Origin of the sequence: Halobellus captivus, from assembly GCF_003697845.1 — an archaeon.
Lineage (GTDB): Archaea > Halobacteriota > Halobacteria > Halobacteriales > Haloferacaceae > Halorubrum > Halorubrum glutamatedens.
Map to the genome: position 1 here is coordinate 166,758 of NZ_RDQE01000003.1, position 15,174 is coordinate 181,931.

Here is a 15,174-nt window from a genome sequence, read left to right on the forward strand (position 1 = left end):
ACCGATCTCTCGAGCGGGACGTCGTCATCGTCCATGATGTCGGGCTCCGTCTCGAGGACTTCTCGCGGAACGCTCGTCACTCGTTCGAGGATCACGCGCTCGATCCGTCGATCGATCGGCCCTCGTCCGATCCGCCGAACCGGATAGTTCCCAGAGGAGGTCGGTCGCGCCTTTCGGTACGGGTTCGGGTCGTGCGGGCCATCGTGTTTAGTTAAGCGAATTCCACCGGACTGCGAAGGCTTGGAGCCACGTTTCGGCGGTTGATGGATCGACGTGGCTGAAATTGTTACTGAACGAGGAAGTACGTTTTTTATCTCTCTAAAGATATGTTCGACACTGTTCCGATCTCCATGTCGAACCGGCTGAAATCGGAGCCCAGATCGGCGAAGTACAGCCGCGAGATGTTGCGCGTGATCGACGAGAAACTCGGCATCTTCGACGTCGTATCTCTCACGAAGTTCGTGAAGAAATCGCTGCGTCAATGCCGTGATTGTCGCCGTAAACTGCCTTAGATGGAGGAACTCGTTCGTTTTTGGATCGACAGCAGCGTACAGCCAAAACTGCTGGCCATTGATTCGGATCACTGTTTCGTCAAGTGGGATCTGATCCGGGCTCGCGTCGCTGGCTGGCTGTAGATCGGCTTTCTGTATCCAATCGTGAATAGCTTTTCGTGACCGCTCGACATCAAACTTTTCAAGTTCTGAGACGGTATTCGAGAGTGATAGTCCAGCTAGATGGAGCCGAATACCGAGCTTCATCAGCTCGCTCGGTGTCCACTCTCGCTCCACAAACTCCAAGTTGAGCCAGTTGCTACAGCCACTGAGGCGAGCGATTTCTGCCATAGACACTCAGAACATCGCTCCGCCTCACTCTTCATTCCTAACTAAACACGACGGTGCGGGCCAGGCGAACACTCAAACCACACGATCCAGCAGCGGAACACCGGGTCGACTTCGGGGCGGCCCTCGTATCACCTCGTGATCATCGAGCGGATCCGTTCGAATTCGGTCTTCGGAGGAGAACACAGTGAGGTTGCACCGTTTTGACGATCCATGCTCTCGAGAGCGGATAGTGTTTCCGCGACCGAGATCCGTATCTCGGCGATGGACGTGCGTTTGGCTGACGGTCGACACAGGAGTCGAACCTCGCGGAACCGTGGACTTCATACGTCAGCCTGATCCGGGGGCAGTGCGACGATCAGTCAGAACATTCTTGTCAATTTATGAGAATAAATATCGTCGCGTTTCGATCTGATAAATCATATAGTGCGATATTATCTCGCCGTCCGTCCTGTGCTCGCTCCGGACCCACCTGACCGTCCACGGTGGAGGACCTCGTTTCTCGTATCCCGTCCCGGATCCCCTCCGTCCGACTCTCGTCCTGGAACGGCTCCCGTCGAGTACTCCCGTCGCTAGACGGTTATTTCCGAGGCGGTCTCCAGTCCATCGAAGAGCGCGAGCGCCCGGTCGAGTTGTGCGTGATCCTCCGCGGTGTTGCGCATCACGACGGTCTCGCTCGGGAAGAGATGCTCGCCGAGTACGAGTCCGTTCTCTCGCGCGGTCGATCCGGTGACGGTGAGATACACGCCCATCCCTGTGTCGGCGATGGCCGCTTCCTCGGAGTTCTCCGGGCCGGGATAGACGAACTCGACGTTCTCGAGCGTTTTCGTCCCCAACACGGCAGTGACGAGCCGTTCGTATCGCGGCGAGATACATAGTGGACCCTCGTAGCCCGCGAGGAACTCCCGATCCAACTCCTCGCCCGGCGCGAGCGCCTCCGGACGGCCCATCAGCGTGTGATACACCGTATCGCCGAGCCCGCTCACGACCCGGACGTCCGTATCGACCGGGTCGATCCGATCGTTGACGTCCGCGAGCCCCGCGAGTCCGGTCTCCCGGATCCCGACGACCTCCTCCAACACGAGGTCCGCCGAGTCGAAGCCGAGCGCGAACTCGTGGGTTCGGAGCGCCCGAAACGGCTCCTCGCGTCCGACCAGTTTGAGGTCGACTCCGTCGACGGTCATGGTCGCCGCGTCGAAGACGATCCGGCGGGGTTTCCCCTCACGATCGTCGCGGAGCAGAGTGAACTCCGGGTTCCCCGGCTCCGAGGGGTCCGAATACTCCGCGAGCCGGTGGTACGGGCCCTCCTCCGCCTCGACGGACCCCTTCGTCACCGCCTTCTCGTACCGGAGCGTGTTGCTCACGCTGTCCGCGAGCTCGTCGAGTTCGTCGGTTCGCCCGGCGTCGGCGATCCGCTCGAGGACGGCCTCCAGCGGACGACCCTTGCGCGGAACGGCGACCGGGAGCGGGTCGGTCATTACCCGCTGTGGGTCGCCGCGGCTAAAACGGGTTGCGCTTTCGACCGGCTACGGTCCGAACGCCTCGTTGAGCCGGTTCCGGAAGGCTTCGAGCTCCTCGAGGTGGTCGTCGATCGCCTCGAGCTCGGCCTCGACGTCCTCCAAGTCGTCCCCGAGCCGTCCTTCGATGTCGGTCAGTCGCGAATCGACCTCCGCGAGGTCGTCCCACAGGTCGTCGAACTCCTCGTCGAAGCGGCCGAACCGCTCCTCCACGTCGTCGATCCGCCCGTCCGCTCGTTCGACGCCCGCCGCGGCGTCGTCGACCTCCTCGTAGAGCGTCTCGACGTCGTCGTCGAAGTCGTCGAGCGCGTCGTCGAGCCCGGCGAGATCGGCCTCGAGCGAGGTCACGTCCCCGGCGACCCCCTCCACGGTCTCCTCGAGCCCGGCCGCGGTCGCTTGAACCGCCGAAACGGTGTCCTCGAACTCGTCGAGCGTCGTCTCGACGCCGTCGACGTCGTCCCGGAGGCCACTGACGTCGGACTCCATCCCGTCGACCTCGTCGACGAGTTCGCCGTGTGCCCGCTCGCCGGCCTCGACGCGGGTGTCGAGCGCGTCGACGGTGGACTCGACGTCGTCCACGCGGGCGTCGAGCCCGTCGAGGACCTCCCGTGCGGTGCCCTCCTCGTCGATGAACTCGGCGAGCGCGTCGGCGTACGCTTCGATGTCCGACACGCTCGACTGGAGTCGACTGATCCGGACGTCGACGCTCCGCGGGACGCCGAGGTCGAGTTCCGAACGCAGGACCTCCATGTCGTCCTCCTCGACCGCACCGGATCGGATCTCCTCCGCGAGCGCGGCCGCGACGGATACGCCGTCCTCGTCGTGGGCGTCTCCGTCCGTGTCGACGTCGGTCTCCTCGGTGGCCTCGTCGGCGTCGATCTCCCCGGCGGCCTCGTCGTCTTCGGCGTCCTCACGCGGCGTGACCGCCGCGGTCGTTCCGTCAGCGACCGTCCGAGGTTCGGGTCCTCCGACTTCCGGTTCGTCCGAATCGGCGTCCTCGTCCGGCTCAGTCGCCTCGCCGTCGGTGTCGGCTTCGGCGGCGGGTTCGTCCTCGGACGGGGGCTCGTCGAGGGGTTCCTTCTCCATGCCCGGGAGGGTATCGCGGTCGCCCGCGAGCACCTCCCTCACCGCGTCGGTCTCGCCGGACCCGAGCACGTCCCCGATCTCCTCGCCGACGGGGACGTGTTCGATGACCGGCGTTCCGAGGAACCCGTCCAGATCCGGGTCGTCGTCGCGGATCCCGAAGACCGTCTCGACGGACTCGCCGGGTTCGAGAACCCGCTCGAACTCCACCCGATGGTCCTTGTAGGCCGTCCAGTTCTCGCTCTCGTAGTCGGGATGGAACCCGACTCGGTCCATGGGGAACTCATCGGGGATCCGGTCGACGATCCGGACTCGAACCGCGTCCTCGCGACGGGAGGAGAGGTCAAAGGTCACTGCGGGTACCGGGAACGCGTCGTCGGTGAAGGACTTCTCGACGCGGACGCCGTCCTCCTCGACGGTGGTCGTTGCTTCCGCCGTCCGTTCGTTCATACGCTATCGTCCGCAAGCCAGGGCTTAAATTCCACGGGCGACCTCTCACGCGTGATAACTGCTCTCGGTACGCGGCGATGGGTGGCGGCGCGCGCCGAGGGTAGCTACGCGCGGCGAGCGGTGGCTACGCGCCGGTGACGCTCACAGCTCGATCCGGTCGCCGATCTCCACGACCTCCAGCCGCTTCGGGTGCTCGAAGCTGCGGGCGTGCTCGTGGAGCGCCGTCGGATCGGCCGTCAGTCCCTTCCACATGTCCCAGTGCGTGGGGACGAGCCGGTCGAGCTCCAGCGCGCTCGCGGCCTCGATCGCCTGGTTCTCGTCGCTGTACCACTTGGTCCGGACCGGCTCGCCGGTCTCCTTGTCGGGGATCGTTCCCACCGAACCGAACGCGAGGATACCCAGGTCGATGTCGTACTCCGTGGCGAGTTCGGAGAACGACGGCGAGGGTTTGCTGTCGCCGGCGTGGAACACGGTGCCCGTCGGGTGTTCGATCACGTAGCCGACCGGATGGGTCGCGTCCGGGTCGTGCGTCTCGACGACGTGGACCGTGAACTCCCCGACCCGGAGCTCGTCGCCCTCGGTCACTTCGGTGAACTGCTCGTCGTCTACGGCCCACTCCTCCGTCCACTGCTCCTCGTCGCGGGCGACGGCCAGCGAGTCGTCGGGAGCGACAAAGTCACACCCCGTGTTCGCGAGGATCGGGGCCTGTGAGGGACCGTGGACGTGGTCCGTGTGTTCGTGGGTCGCGAGCACCGCGTCTGCGTCGGCGACGTCGTCAGGGTCGAACGGAACCGGGACCATCCGCACCGTCCGCGGGGGGTCTCCCGTGCCCACGTACGGATCGATCCAGAGGACCGTGCCGTCGCGACCCTTGATCGCGAACCCGTTACAGCCGAGGTACCATAGCGACACCGTCTCGGGGTCGGCCTCCGCGACCGCGCGCGGCAGCCAGTCGCCCCAGTCGGAACTCGTCATGCGTGTTCCTGTCTCGGCTCGCCCCCTAACCGTTCCGGAGTCGCCCCGATATGTGATAGTCGATGTCGTGATCCGTGTCCGGCCTCCGTCGGATAAACTTCATCATGCGATATCGAATCTTCGTCCGTTCGGGAACGAGCGGGATCGTCGAACGGAACCGGGGCTCGAACGGGACCACCCTCGGGTCTTTCGGCTCACCCCACGAGCCACCACCGTTATGGCCGTCACCCACGGATCGACGATATGATCTCGAGCGAGCGGATGGCGGCCGTGGACGCGAACGCGGCCGCACTCGGCGTCCCGCGGAAACAGCTGATGGAGTCGTCCGGAAACGCGGTCGCCCGGGAGGTCCGGGCGGCGAGCGATCCCGGCGACGCGGTCGCGCTCGTGTGCGGCCGCGGGAACAACGGCGGGGACGCGTTCGTCGCGGCCCGCTTCCTCGCCGACCGTGACGTGACGGTCCACCTGCTCGGCCGACCGGAATCGATCGGGACGACGATCGCCCGCGAGAACTGGGAGGCGTTGCGTGCGGCCGAGATCCCGACCACGATCGTCACCGACTCCGCCGGGGTGAACCTCGGAGCCCCGGACGTGGTCGTCGACGCGATGCTCGGCATCGGGATCGCGGGCGGACTGCGCGAGCCGGCACGGACGGCGGCGGAAGCGATAACCGAACTGCGGGGAGACGCGGACGACGGATCCGCCGGCACGACCGTGATCGCCGTCGACGTCCCCTCCGGGATAGACGCCGACACGGGCGAGCCGACCGGCGGGGAGGCGGCGATCGCCGTCGACGCGGACCGCGTCGTGACCTTCCACGACGCGAAGCCCGGGCTCGTCCGGCTCGAGGCGAGCGTGACCGTCGCCGACATCGGGATCCCGGCGGCCGCGGAGCGGTACACCGGTCCCGGCGATCTCCACGGGCTCGGCCGGGATCCGGACTCGCACAAGGGCGAGAACGGGGAGGTCCTCGTCGTCGGCGGCGGTCCCTACACCGGCGCGCCCGCGCTCTCGGCGCGAGCCGCGCTCCGGGCCGGTGCCGACCTCGTCAGGGTCGCGTGTCCGGCGGGCGTCGCCGACGAGGTCCAGGGGTACTCCGCGGATCTCATCGTTCGGGAGCTGCCGGGGGACGCGCTCGCGCCCGATCACTTCCGGCGGGTCGCCGATCTCGCCGCGGACCAGGACGTCGTCGTGATCGGGCCGGGGATGGGGGATTCGGAGGGATCGCTCGAACTGGCCCGTCGATTCCTCGCCGACTTCCACGGCCGGGCGGTGGTCGACGCCGACGCGCTCCGAGTCGTCCCGGAGGTCGAGACGGACGCCGAGCTGATCTGTACGCCACATCAGGGGGAGCTTCGGAGGATGGGCGGCGAGACCGCCGCCGATCCCGACGAGCGGGCGGAACTCGTCCGGAAGTTCGCCGCGGAGCTCGGCCACACCCTCCTCGTGAAGGGGCGGTACGACGTGGTCGCCGGACGGACGGCCGATGCCGACGCCGGGGAGACGTGGACGGTTCGGCAGAACCGCACCGGTAACCCGGGGATGACCGTCGGCGGCACCGGCGACGTGCTCGCGGGGACGGTCGGCGCGCTCGCGGCTCGGACGGCTCCGTTCGAGGCGGCGGCCGCGGGCGCGTACGTCAACGGGCTCGCGGGAGATTCGGCGGCGGCGGAGAACGGACACGGGCTCGTGGCGACGGACTTAATCGACCGGCTCCCGCACGCGCTGTACGATGAGTGAGGAGACGGACACGGACGAGGCCCCCGGTCCAGCCACCGACGACGACTTGACCCACACCACCGCCGACGGCGACGTCCAGATGGTCGACGTGGGCGACAAGCCCGACACGGCCCGACGGGCGGTCGCCCGCGGAGAGGTCCGGCTCACGCCGTCCACGATCGAGGCGATCCGCGCCGACGGGATCGCGAAGGGCGACGTGCTCGCGACCGCGCGGATCGGGGCGATCCAGGCCGTCAAACACACCTGGGAGACGATCCCGATGTGTCACCAGATCCCGATCACGAACGTCGACACGGAGTTCGCCGTCGACGACGACCGCGTCGAGCTGACCGTCGCCGTCGGGACGACCGGCAAGACCGGCTGCGAGATGGAGGCGCTCGAGGGGGTCACCACCGGACTCAACGTCGTCTGGGACATGGTGAAGGCGGCCGAGAAGGACGCCGACGGCGGCTATCCGGACACGCGGATCTCGGACGTCGAGGTCGTCTCGAAGGAGAAGCGGGAGGTCGGTCCCGACGCCGAGTAGACGGACCGGGCTCAGAACAGCCCGGAGATGTCACCGTCGGCGTCGATGTCGATCTCCTCGGCGGCCGGCTCCGCGGGCAGTCCCGGCATCGTCATCACGTCGGCCGTCTTGACCACGAGGAACCCGGCTCCCGCGGAGGGGGTCACCTCCCTGACGGTGAGCGTCCAGTCCTCCGGGACGCCGGTGAGCGAGGCGTCGTCGGAGAAGGAGTACGGCGTCTTCGAGAGACACACGGGAAGGTCGCCGTGCCCCCACTCCTCGAGACGGTCGACGTCGTCCCGCGCGCCGTCCACGTACTCCACGTCGTCGGCACCGTACACCTCGCGAGCGACCGTCTCGATCTTGGCTTCGACCGGCTCGTCGACGTCGTACAGCGGCGTGAACTCTCCCGTCCCCGCGAGGTTCCGGACCCGCTCGGCGAGGTCGGTCGCTCCCTCGCCGCCGTCGCTGTACGCGGTCGAACGCGCGACGGCTATCCCGTCGTCGACGAGCGCGTCCTCGAGCGCGGCGAGTTCCGCCTCCGTGTCGTCGGGAAACACGTTGATCCCGACCACTGCCGGAACCCCGAACGACTCGACGATCTCGACGTGGCGGCGGACGTTGTCGACGCCGGCCCGTACCGCCTCGGGGTCCGGATCCGCGAGCGCATCGAAGTCGGTCGGCCACATCTCCAACCCGTGGCGCTTCGCCCCGCGGACCGTCGCCACGACGACCGCGACGTCGGGGACGATCCCCTCGCGGGCGACGATGTGGGCGAACTTCTCCGCGCCGAGGTCCGCGCCGAACCCCGCCTCCGTGACGAGGTACTCCGAGAGCGACGCCCCGACTCGGTCGGCGACGAGGGTGTTGGTGCCGTGTGCGATGTTCGCGAACGGCCCGCCGTGGACCAGCGCCGGGACGCCTTCAACCGTCTGGACGAGGTTGGGGCGGAACGCGTCACGGAGCAGCGCCGCGACCGCGCCGGTGACGTCGAGATCCGTCGGCGTCACGGGGTCGCCGTCGGCATCCTCGGCCAGCACGATCCGGCCGATCCGGGACTTGAGGTCCTCGAGATCGGAAGCCAGCCCGAGCACCGCCATCAGCTCCGACGCCGCGGTGATGACGAACTCGTCCTCGCGAGGGACGCCACGGGCCGGGCCGCCCAGTCCCACGACCGTCTCGCGGAGCGCGCGGTCGTTGACGTCGAGCGCCCGCGGCCAGTGGATCCGGCGAACGTCGACCTCCTCGTCGTTCCCCTGGTGGAGGTGGTTGTCGAGGGTCGCGGCGAGCAGGTCGTGGGCGGCCGTCAGCGCGTGGATGTCGCCGGTGAAGTGGAGGTTGATCGCCTCCATCGGCAACACCTGGGAGTAGCCGCCGCCGGCGGCACCGCCCTTGATCCCGAACACCGGTCCGAGCGAGGGCTCCCGGACCGCGACGGTCGTCGACTCGCCGAGCGCCGCGAGCGCCTGGCCGAGCCCGACCGTAGTCACCGTCTTCCCCTCGCCCTTCGGCGTCGGCGTCATTCCCGTCACGAGGACGGTCGTTCCGTCGGTGGCGTCCGCGGTCGCCGACCGGACCGCGTCCAGGGTGAGCTTCGCGACCCCCTCACCCCGTGGTTCGACGTCGTCGGGCGTCAATCCGAGGTCGGCGGCGACCTCCTCGATGGGGCGCGTGGTCGTCGATCGGACCACGGCGAGGTCGGATTCGGGCGTTCCGTCGTCGAGGTCGGGATCCGTCGTCACCATACCGACCCTTCACGGGGGCGGGTCAAGAGCGTTGGAGGTGTTTCCGATCGATCGAGAGAGCGAACTCCCAGTGGGCTCGAAAGGGGAACACCCGCGAAAACACGGAGGCGATCGGAAAAAGGTGGAGGCGATCCCGAAAACGCCGAGACCGCCTCAGTCGTCCGCGGGTTCGGGGTCGTCTCCGGTCCCGTCGGCCGGTTCGCCGCCGTCCGAAACCGTCACCGCGATGTCGGCGGCGGCGGCCTTGTACTCAGGGATCTTCGCGCGGTCGTCGAGCACGTCGTTCGTGAGCCGGTTCGCGGAGGCGGCCGCGAAGTGCGGGGTCGTCCAGACGACTCCCTCCTTGATGTCCTCCGTCACCTGCGCTTTCACCTCGATCTCGCCGCGGCGCGACCTGAGCTGGACCATGTCGCCGTCCTCGATGCCGTACCGCTCCGCGTCGTTCGGGTGGACGTCGACGAAGTTCTCGGGATGCTGTCGCGAGAGCGTCGGCGAGCGACGGCTCATCGTCCCCGTGTTGTAGTGTTCCTCGAGCCGGGCGGTGGTGAGGATGAGCGGGTACTCCTCGTCGGGAACCTCCGCGGGCGGCTGATGGCGGACGCCCTCGATCTGGCCGAGCCCGCTCTCGGTGTCGAAGGAGTCCTCGTAGAGGAACTGGTCCCCCTCGTCGCCCTCCTCGTAGCACGGCCAGTGGAGTCCCTCCTCGCCGAGCCCGTCGTAGGTCATCCCGTGGTAGATCGGACACACCTCTCGAAGCTCCTCGAAGACGGCCTCGACGTCATCGAATCGGAACCCGTCCTCGCCGAACAGCCGGCTGCCGACCTCCATCAGGATCTCGAGGTCGTGTTTCGTGTTCTCGTGGACCTTCTCGACGCCGCGCATTCGCTGGACGCGACGGTCGGTGTTCGTGACCGTGCCGCCCCGTTCGGCCCACGTCGTCGCCGGGAGCACCACGTCCGCGAGCTCGGCGGTCTCGGTCATGAAGATGTCCTGTGCCACCATGAACTCGAGCGAGTTCAGCCGCTCCTCGACCCGGTTTCCGTCGGGTTCGCTCATCAGCGGGTTCTCGCCCATCACGTAGAGCCCGTGAACCGACTTGCCGGCCTCGTGGGAGATCTCGACGTTCGTGAGGCCGGGCTCGTCGGGCACCTCGAATCCCCACACCTCCTCGACGGACTCGCGGACCTCGTCGTCGTCGACGAGCTGGTAGCCGGGCAGGACGTTCGGCATCGCGCCCACGTCGCTCGTCCCCTGGACGTTGTTCTGGCCGCGGAGCGGGTTGACGCCGGTGCCGGGCTTGCCGAGGTTGCCCGTGATCAACGCGAGGTTGATCTCGTTCTGGACGTTGTCGACGCCGCAGGTGTGCTGGCTCATCCCCATCCCGGTGAAGATCGCGGCGTTGTTCGCCATCGCGTACTTCTCGGCGGCGAGCTCGATGTCCTCGAGCGGGACCCCCGCCTCCTCGGCGGCCGCCTCCTCGTCGAAGTCCGCGAGCGTCTCCTTGAGATGCTCGAAGCCCTCGGTTCGCTCCGCGATGAACTCCTCGTCGATCCAGCCCGCGTCGGGCTCCTCCTCGTGGCGTTCGAGGATCGTCTTGAGCACGACGTTGAGGAGCGGGATGTCCGCGCCGGGGTTCACCTGGAGGTGCATGTGGCGGTCCGTCTCCCCGATGTCGAACGACCGCGTGGTCTTGTTCGCGTGGGGGTCGACCTGGATGACGGTCGCACCCTCCAGGACCGCCTGCCGGAAGTACTGGCTGTTGGCGATCGGGTGCTGCTCGCCGGGGTTCGCTCCCTGGATCCAGAAGACGTCAGCGGCCTCCTCCAAGTCCTCCATGCTGTTCGTCATCGCGCCCGCGCCGAGGCTGGTCCTGAGCGCCCAGACGGTCGAGGCGTGACACATCCGGGTACAGTTGTCGACGTTGTTGGTGCCGTAGCGGCGGGCGAGCTTCTGGAGGAGGTAGTTCTCCTCGTTCATCGTCTTCGAGGAGCCGTAAAAGCCCATCCCGTCGGGGCCGTGCTCCTCTCGGATCCGCTCCATCTCCGAGACGATCCGGTCGTACGCCTCCTCCCACGTCGCCTCGCGGAACTCCCCGTCCTCCTTGATCAGCGGCTCCGTGAGTCGGTCCTCGTGGTCGATCACCTGCGTCGCCGCGCCGCCCTTGATACAGATGCGACCCTCGTTGACCGGGGCGTCGCCCCACGGTCGGAAGTTCACGTCGCCGCGGTCCTCGCCCTGCTGGATCTGGATACCGCAGCCCACCCCGCAGTACGGGCAGATCGTCTTGACCGCGTCGTCACCCTCACTGGACATGCCGATCACCCGCTCGGAACGCGTTCATGTGTCACGATCTATGCCGCTAGTTCCATGAGTGTGTCGGTGGTTCGCCCGGATCGTCCGCCCGCGCGGAAGCGTTAGGTGCGCGGCGACCGATCGCGAGGTATGGATCTCTCTCGGGACGACGTGGAGGCCGCGATCGAGGCGTACCGTGAGTCGGAGCCCCTGTACGCCGTCGAGTCCGAGGCCGTCGAGACTCTGCCGGACGCGTTCCGAAGCGGCGAGTACGGTCGGCGGGACGCCCAGTGGGTGGTCCGGTGGTACGGCCGCCGCTACCTCGGCGACGAGCCGCCGGGAGCGGACCGGAACCGACGAGAGGAGGCGTTCGAGGGGGCCGACTTCGAGGCGGTTCGTGACGCCATCGCGACCGCGGTCGAGGCGGAGCGGAGAGGATCGAAACGAGAGAGGACGGAGCGGGAGGAAGCGGAACGAACGGGCTACTCGGGGGCGGTCGACGCGCTGACCGCGCTGCCGGGCGTCGACCTCCCCGTCGCCTCCGCGTTCCTCGCGTTCGTCCACCCGGACCGGTTCGTCGTCGTCGGCCCCGACGAGTGGCGGATCGTATGCGACCTGACGGGTCTCGAGGGACGGTATCCGGATCCGCCCTCGGTCGACGAGTACGACGACTATCTCGCGGCGTGTGACGAACTCGCGGAGCGGTACGGGATCGACCCGTGGGAGCTGTACATGGTCGTCTGGCGACGACGCGGGGAACGCGCCGAGACGTGACCCGGTCTCGGCACACGAACCGGCCTCGGCACACGAACCGGTCTCACGCGGCGGAACGCGCCTTCACGCTCTGAGCCAGGCTTTCGGGTGCTCCGCTTTGAGGTGTCGCTGGTAGGCGCCGATCAGTTCCGGATACGAGTCGGCGACGACGTGCCACTCGCAGTGGTCACAGCCGCGCTCTACCGCGTCGTCGCCGCCCTGGACGTACCCCCCGCGTCGATAGGTCACCATGGGAATCCCGCGCTCCGAATGGGTGTCATTCGTTCGCACGGAGGTTCTCGAAGGATTTGAACCCCTCGGCGGGAGCGGTCGCGTCGCGGCCGTCTCTCATCGAAGTAGTGTTGCTATCGATCGTTATAAATTTGTTAATGGTAATTGACCTGTAAATAGACTTACGTCAAATGATGCCCTTCGTTCTCATGGATCACTTGTGAAAGCAGTAGTGTATCAGGGACCGTACGAGGTCGCTGTCGAGGACGTGGAGGAACCGGAGATCGAGCACCCGAACGACGTGGTCGTAGACATCACGACGTCGTGTATCTGCGGGTCGGACCTTCACATGTACGAGGGCCGAACCGCAGCCGAGGAGGGGATCGTCTTCGGCCACGAGAACATGGGGATCGTCAGCGAGGTCGGCGAGGCCGTCTCCACGCTGGAGGAGGGAGACCGCGTGGTGATGCCGTTCAACGTCTCCTGTGGGTTCTGTCAGAACTGTGAGGAGGGATACACCGGCTTCTGTACCAACGTCAATCCCGGATTCGCGGGCGGCGCGTACGGCTACGTCGCCATGGGACCGTACCCGGGCGGACAGGCCGAGAAGCTCCGCGTCCCGTACGCGGACCACAACGCGCTGAAACTGCCGGAGGGGCGCGAACACGAGGACGCGTTCTCGCTTCTCGCCGACATCTTCCCGACCGGCTGGCACGGCACCGAGCTGGCCGACCTCCAGCCCGGCGAGTCGGTCGCGATCTTCGGAGCCGGCCCGGTCGGGCTGATGGCCGCCTACAGCGCCAAGATCAAGGGCGCGGCGGAGATCTACGTCGTGGACCAGGTACCGAGCCGGCTCGAGCTGGCCGAGGAGCACTGTGACGCCCACGCGATCGACTTCTCGGAGGGCGACCCGGTCGACCAGATCCTCGAGGAACACGGCGGGATGGTCGACAAGGGCGTCGACGCGGTCGGGTACCAGGCGACGGACCCCGAAGACGTCGACACCGACACGGAGGACTACTCCTACCAGCCGGCCAAGGAGAACCCGGCGGTCGTGATCAACAACCTGATCCGGGTCGTCCGGCCGACGGGACAGCTCGGTATTCCGGGGCTGTACGTCCCCGAGGACCCCGGCGCGCCCGACGACATGGCCGCACAGGGGCGGCTCGGCATCGACTTCGGGAAGTTCTTCGAGAAGGGCCTCAAGTGCGGGACCGGCCAGTGTAACGTGAAGTCGTACAACCGGTACCTGCGCGACATGATCATCGAGGGCCGCGCGGACCCGAGCTGGGTCGTCTCCCACCGCGTCGACCTCGAGGAGGCGCCCGAGATGTACGAGGCGTTCGACGCCCGCGAGGAGGGCGTCACGAAGGTCCTCCTCGAGCCCTGAGTCGGCCGACCCGTCCGATCGACGACGGCTCCGTTCTCGCGTTTTTTGACGCAGCCAACGCTTATGGCGCACCGACGCGTTCGCCGATACATGTGCCAATACTGTAACTGGGCGTTCCACGACGGGTGGGGCGAACTGCTCCAGTACGACGAGGTGTACCAGTCGGCCGTCGGCGCCGAGACCGAGTCCACCCACGGCTTCCACGAGGACTGGGACGACCTCCAGGCGGAACTCGGGATCTGAGCGGACTCGGAGAGCGAAACGGGCCCGTGATCGGGACGACGACGCGACCGGTACGTCCCGGTACGGAGCCCTCGGGAGACCTCATAGCAGGCCCTATACGCGGAACGCGACACGACGACCCATGACTCGATCCGACGATCCGGCTCGGTCCGGCGGTGGAGACCGGTCCGACGATCCCGGCCTGTCGACGACTGACGCGACCGAGACGACCGTCTCCCGTCGTCGAGCCCTCCTGGCGGGGACCGCGGGGATCGCGACCGTGGGGGCGGTCGGGTTGGCGTACACGGACGGTGGGACGCGCGAGGAGGGGACCGAGCCGGCACCGCTCGAGTCGTTCGGTCCGGAGACCCGATCCGACCTCGCGCTCATCGCCCATCGCGGATTCGCCGGCGAGAACCCGGAGAACACGGTCGCGGCGGTGGAGGCGGCCGCGGGTCGCGACGTCCCCGACGCCCGACGGGCCGACCTCGTCGAGGTCGACGTCGTCGCGACCGCCGACGGCGACGTGGTGGCCTTTCACGACGATCGACTCGCGGGACCCGCCGGCGGTGCCCTCGGGCTCACCGACGCCGAGGGCCTCGTCCGCGAGACGGACACGGAGACCGTCACGAGCGCGGAGGTGCTCGGAAGCGGCGAGACGGTGCCGCTGCTTCGGGACGTGCTCGAGGCGCTACCCGCGGACGTGGGCGTGAACGTCGAGTTGAAGAATCCCGGTCGCGGGGACCTTCGACCCGCCGGAAAGCTCCCGGACGACGAGTTGGCCGAGCGCACGGCGGCGTGGCGCCCGTTCGTCGAGCGCGTGTGTTCGGCCCTCGACGACCACGACAACGAGGTGCTCCTCTCGTCCTTTCACGAGGCCGCGCTGGCGGCGAGTCGCGAGGTCTCGTCGTATCCCGTCGCGCCGATTCTCTCCGAGTCGGTCGAGGACGGTCTCGCGTTCGCGAACGCGTACGACGCCGAGGCGATCCATCCGCCGATCGGAATGATTCGGGGAACGCCCTTCTCCGAGATCGGCGAAAACGCGGGCGTCGATCTCGTGGAGGCCGCCCACGCCGCGGGCCGCGAGGTGAACGTCTGGACGGTCGAGACGTGGTATCAGGCCCGGTGGCTCGCCGCGGTCGGCGTTGACGGGATCATCGCCGACTACGCGGGGCTTCTCGGCGGATCGTCGTGAACGGACGGGCAGTCGGAGCGGACGGATGTCGGAGCGGACGGGCGGTCATGATATCGAACCGGGGAGGGTGCGATATATAGCGGTCCGTACGGCTCGGATCGGTCCGTAGAACTCTTAGCAGAGGCTTTTAGGCCGCTTTCGTCACCTTCGGTCGCATGACGTCGAACAACGACTCGACGCGCGGTATCTCACGCCGAAACACGCTCGCCACGACCGGGGCGGCGCTGGGTGCAATGA

The 15,174-nt window shown here is 67.4% G+C and carries 12 protein-coding genes and 1 pseudogene; 6 read left to right on the plus strand and 7 right to left on the minus strand.

Going from position 1 to position 15,174, the window contains the following annotated elements; all coding sequences use genetic code 11:
• Positions 1-207 precede the first annotated feature (207 nt).
• The 4 genes and pseudogenes from EAO78_RS04660 to EAO78_RS04675 all read right to left on the minus strand — a co-directional run bounded on the left by EAO78_RS04660 (position 208) and on the right by EAO78_RS04675 (position 4,864).
• A pseudogene (locus EAO78_RS04660) lies at positions 208-842 on the minus strand (IS6 family transposase).
• 569 nt (positions 843-1,411) lie between these two features.
• Positions 1,412-2,317 (minus strand): hypothetical protein, encoded by a 906-nt coding sequence (locus tag EAO78_RS04665; RefSeq protein ID WP_122104692.1) that lies wholly within the window; start codon positions 2,315-2,317, stop codon positions 1,412-1,414.
• Between the two features lie 48 nt (positions 2,318-2,365).
• Positions 2,366-3,889: a hypothetical protein gene (locus tag EAO78_RS04670; RefSeq protein WP_122104693.1), complete on the minus strand. Its 1,524-nt coding sequence runs from the start codon at positions 3,887-3,889 to the stop codon at positions 2,366-2,368.
• Between the two features lie 141 nt (positions 3,890-4,030).
• Entirely contained in the window at positions 4,031-4,864 is an 834-nt protein-coding gene (locus EAO78_RS04675; protein WP_122104694.1) for an MBL fold metallo-hydrolase, read from the minus strand.
• Between the two features lie 243 nt (positions 4,865-5,107).
• On the opposite strand from EAO78_RS04675, the gene EAO78_RS04680 reads away from it, so the two are divergent.
• Positions 5,108-6,604 carry an NAD(P)H-hydrate dehydratase gene (locus EAO78_RS04680; RefSeq protein ID WP_122104695.1) on the plus strand — a complete coding sequence of 499 codons (1,497 nt, stop codon included), beginning with the start codon at positions 5,108-5,110 and terminating at the stop codon, positions 6,602-6,604.
• A complete protein-coding gene (gene moaC, locus EAO78_RS04685; RefSeq protein ID WP_122104696.1) occupies positions 6,597-7,130 on the plus strand; it encodes a cyclic pyranopterin monophosphate synthase MoaC in 534 nt (177 codons plus the stop codon). The genes EAO78_RS04680 and moaC overlap by 8 nt, the downstream gene beginning before the upstream one ends.
• Before the next feature lie 11 nt (positions 7,131-7,141).
• Here the strand turns inward: moaC and EAO78_RS04690 are convergent, their stop codons facing one another.
• Both EAO78_RS04690 and fdhF read right to left on the minus strand, forming a co-directional pair.
• Positions 7,142-8,854 (minus strand): formate--tetrahydrofolate ligase, encoded by a 1,713-nt coding sequence (locus EAO78_RS04690; RefSeq protein WP_122104697.1) that lies wholly within the window; start codon positions 8,852-8,854, stop codon positions 7,142-7,144.
• Positions 8,855-9,007: 153 nt separating this feature from the next.
• Positions 9,008-11,167, minus strand: a complete 2,160-nt coding sequence (fdhF, locus tag EAO78_RS04695) for a formate dehydrogenase subunit alpha (protein WP_122104829.1) — start codon at positions 11,165-11,167, stop codon at positions 9,008-9,010.
• 129 nt (positions 11,168-11,296) lie between these two features.
• On the opposite strand from fdhF, the gene EAO78_RS04700 reads away from it, so the two are divergent.
• A complete protein-coding gene (locus tag EAO78_RS04700) occupies positions 11,297-11,920 on the plus strand; it encodes a hypothetical protein (RefSeq protein WP_122104698.1) in 624 nt (207 codons plus the stop codon).
• Between the two features lie 63 nt (positions 11,921-11,983).
• Here EAO78_RS04700 and EAO78_RS17655 read toward each other — a convergent pair whose 3' ends face one another.
• The gene (locus EAO78_RS17655) at positions 11,984-12,190 is read right to left on the minus strand and encodes a hypothetical protein (protein ID WP_136516483.1); all 207 of its coding nucleotides are present in this window, start codon (positions 12,188-12,190) and stop codon (positions 11,984-11,986) included.
• 160 nt (positions 12,191-12,350) lie between these two features.
• Here EAO78_RS17655 and EAO78_RS04705 point away from each other — a divergent pair, with 160 nt between their 5' ends.
• From EAO78_RS04705 to EAO78_RS04710, 3 genes are all read left to right on the plus strand, one after another.
• Positions 12,351-13,520 carry a glutathione-independent formaldehyde dehydrogenase gene (locus tag EAO78_RS04705; RefSeq protein ID WP_122104699.1) on the plus strand — a complete coding sequence of 390 codons (1,170 nt, stop codon included), beginning with the start codon at positions 12,351-12,353 and terminating at the stop codon, positions 13,518-13,520.
• Positions 13,521-13,610: 90 nt separating this feature from the next.
• Positions 13,611-13,763, plus strand: coding sequence for a hypothetical protein (locus tag EAO78_RS18085; RefSeq protein WP_185955725.1), 153 nt, complete (start codon positions 13,611-13,613; stop codon positions 13,761-13,763).
• A gap of 121 nt (positions 13,764-13,884) precedes the next feature.
• The gene (locus tag EAO78_RS04710) at positions 13,885-14,937 is read left to right on the plus strand and encodes a glycerophosphodiester phosphodiesterase (RefSeq protein WP_122104700.1); all 1,053 of its coding nucleotides are present in this window, start codon (positions 13,885-13,887) and stop codon (positions 14,935-14,937) included.
• Positions 14,938-15,174 lie beyond the last annotated feature (237 nt).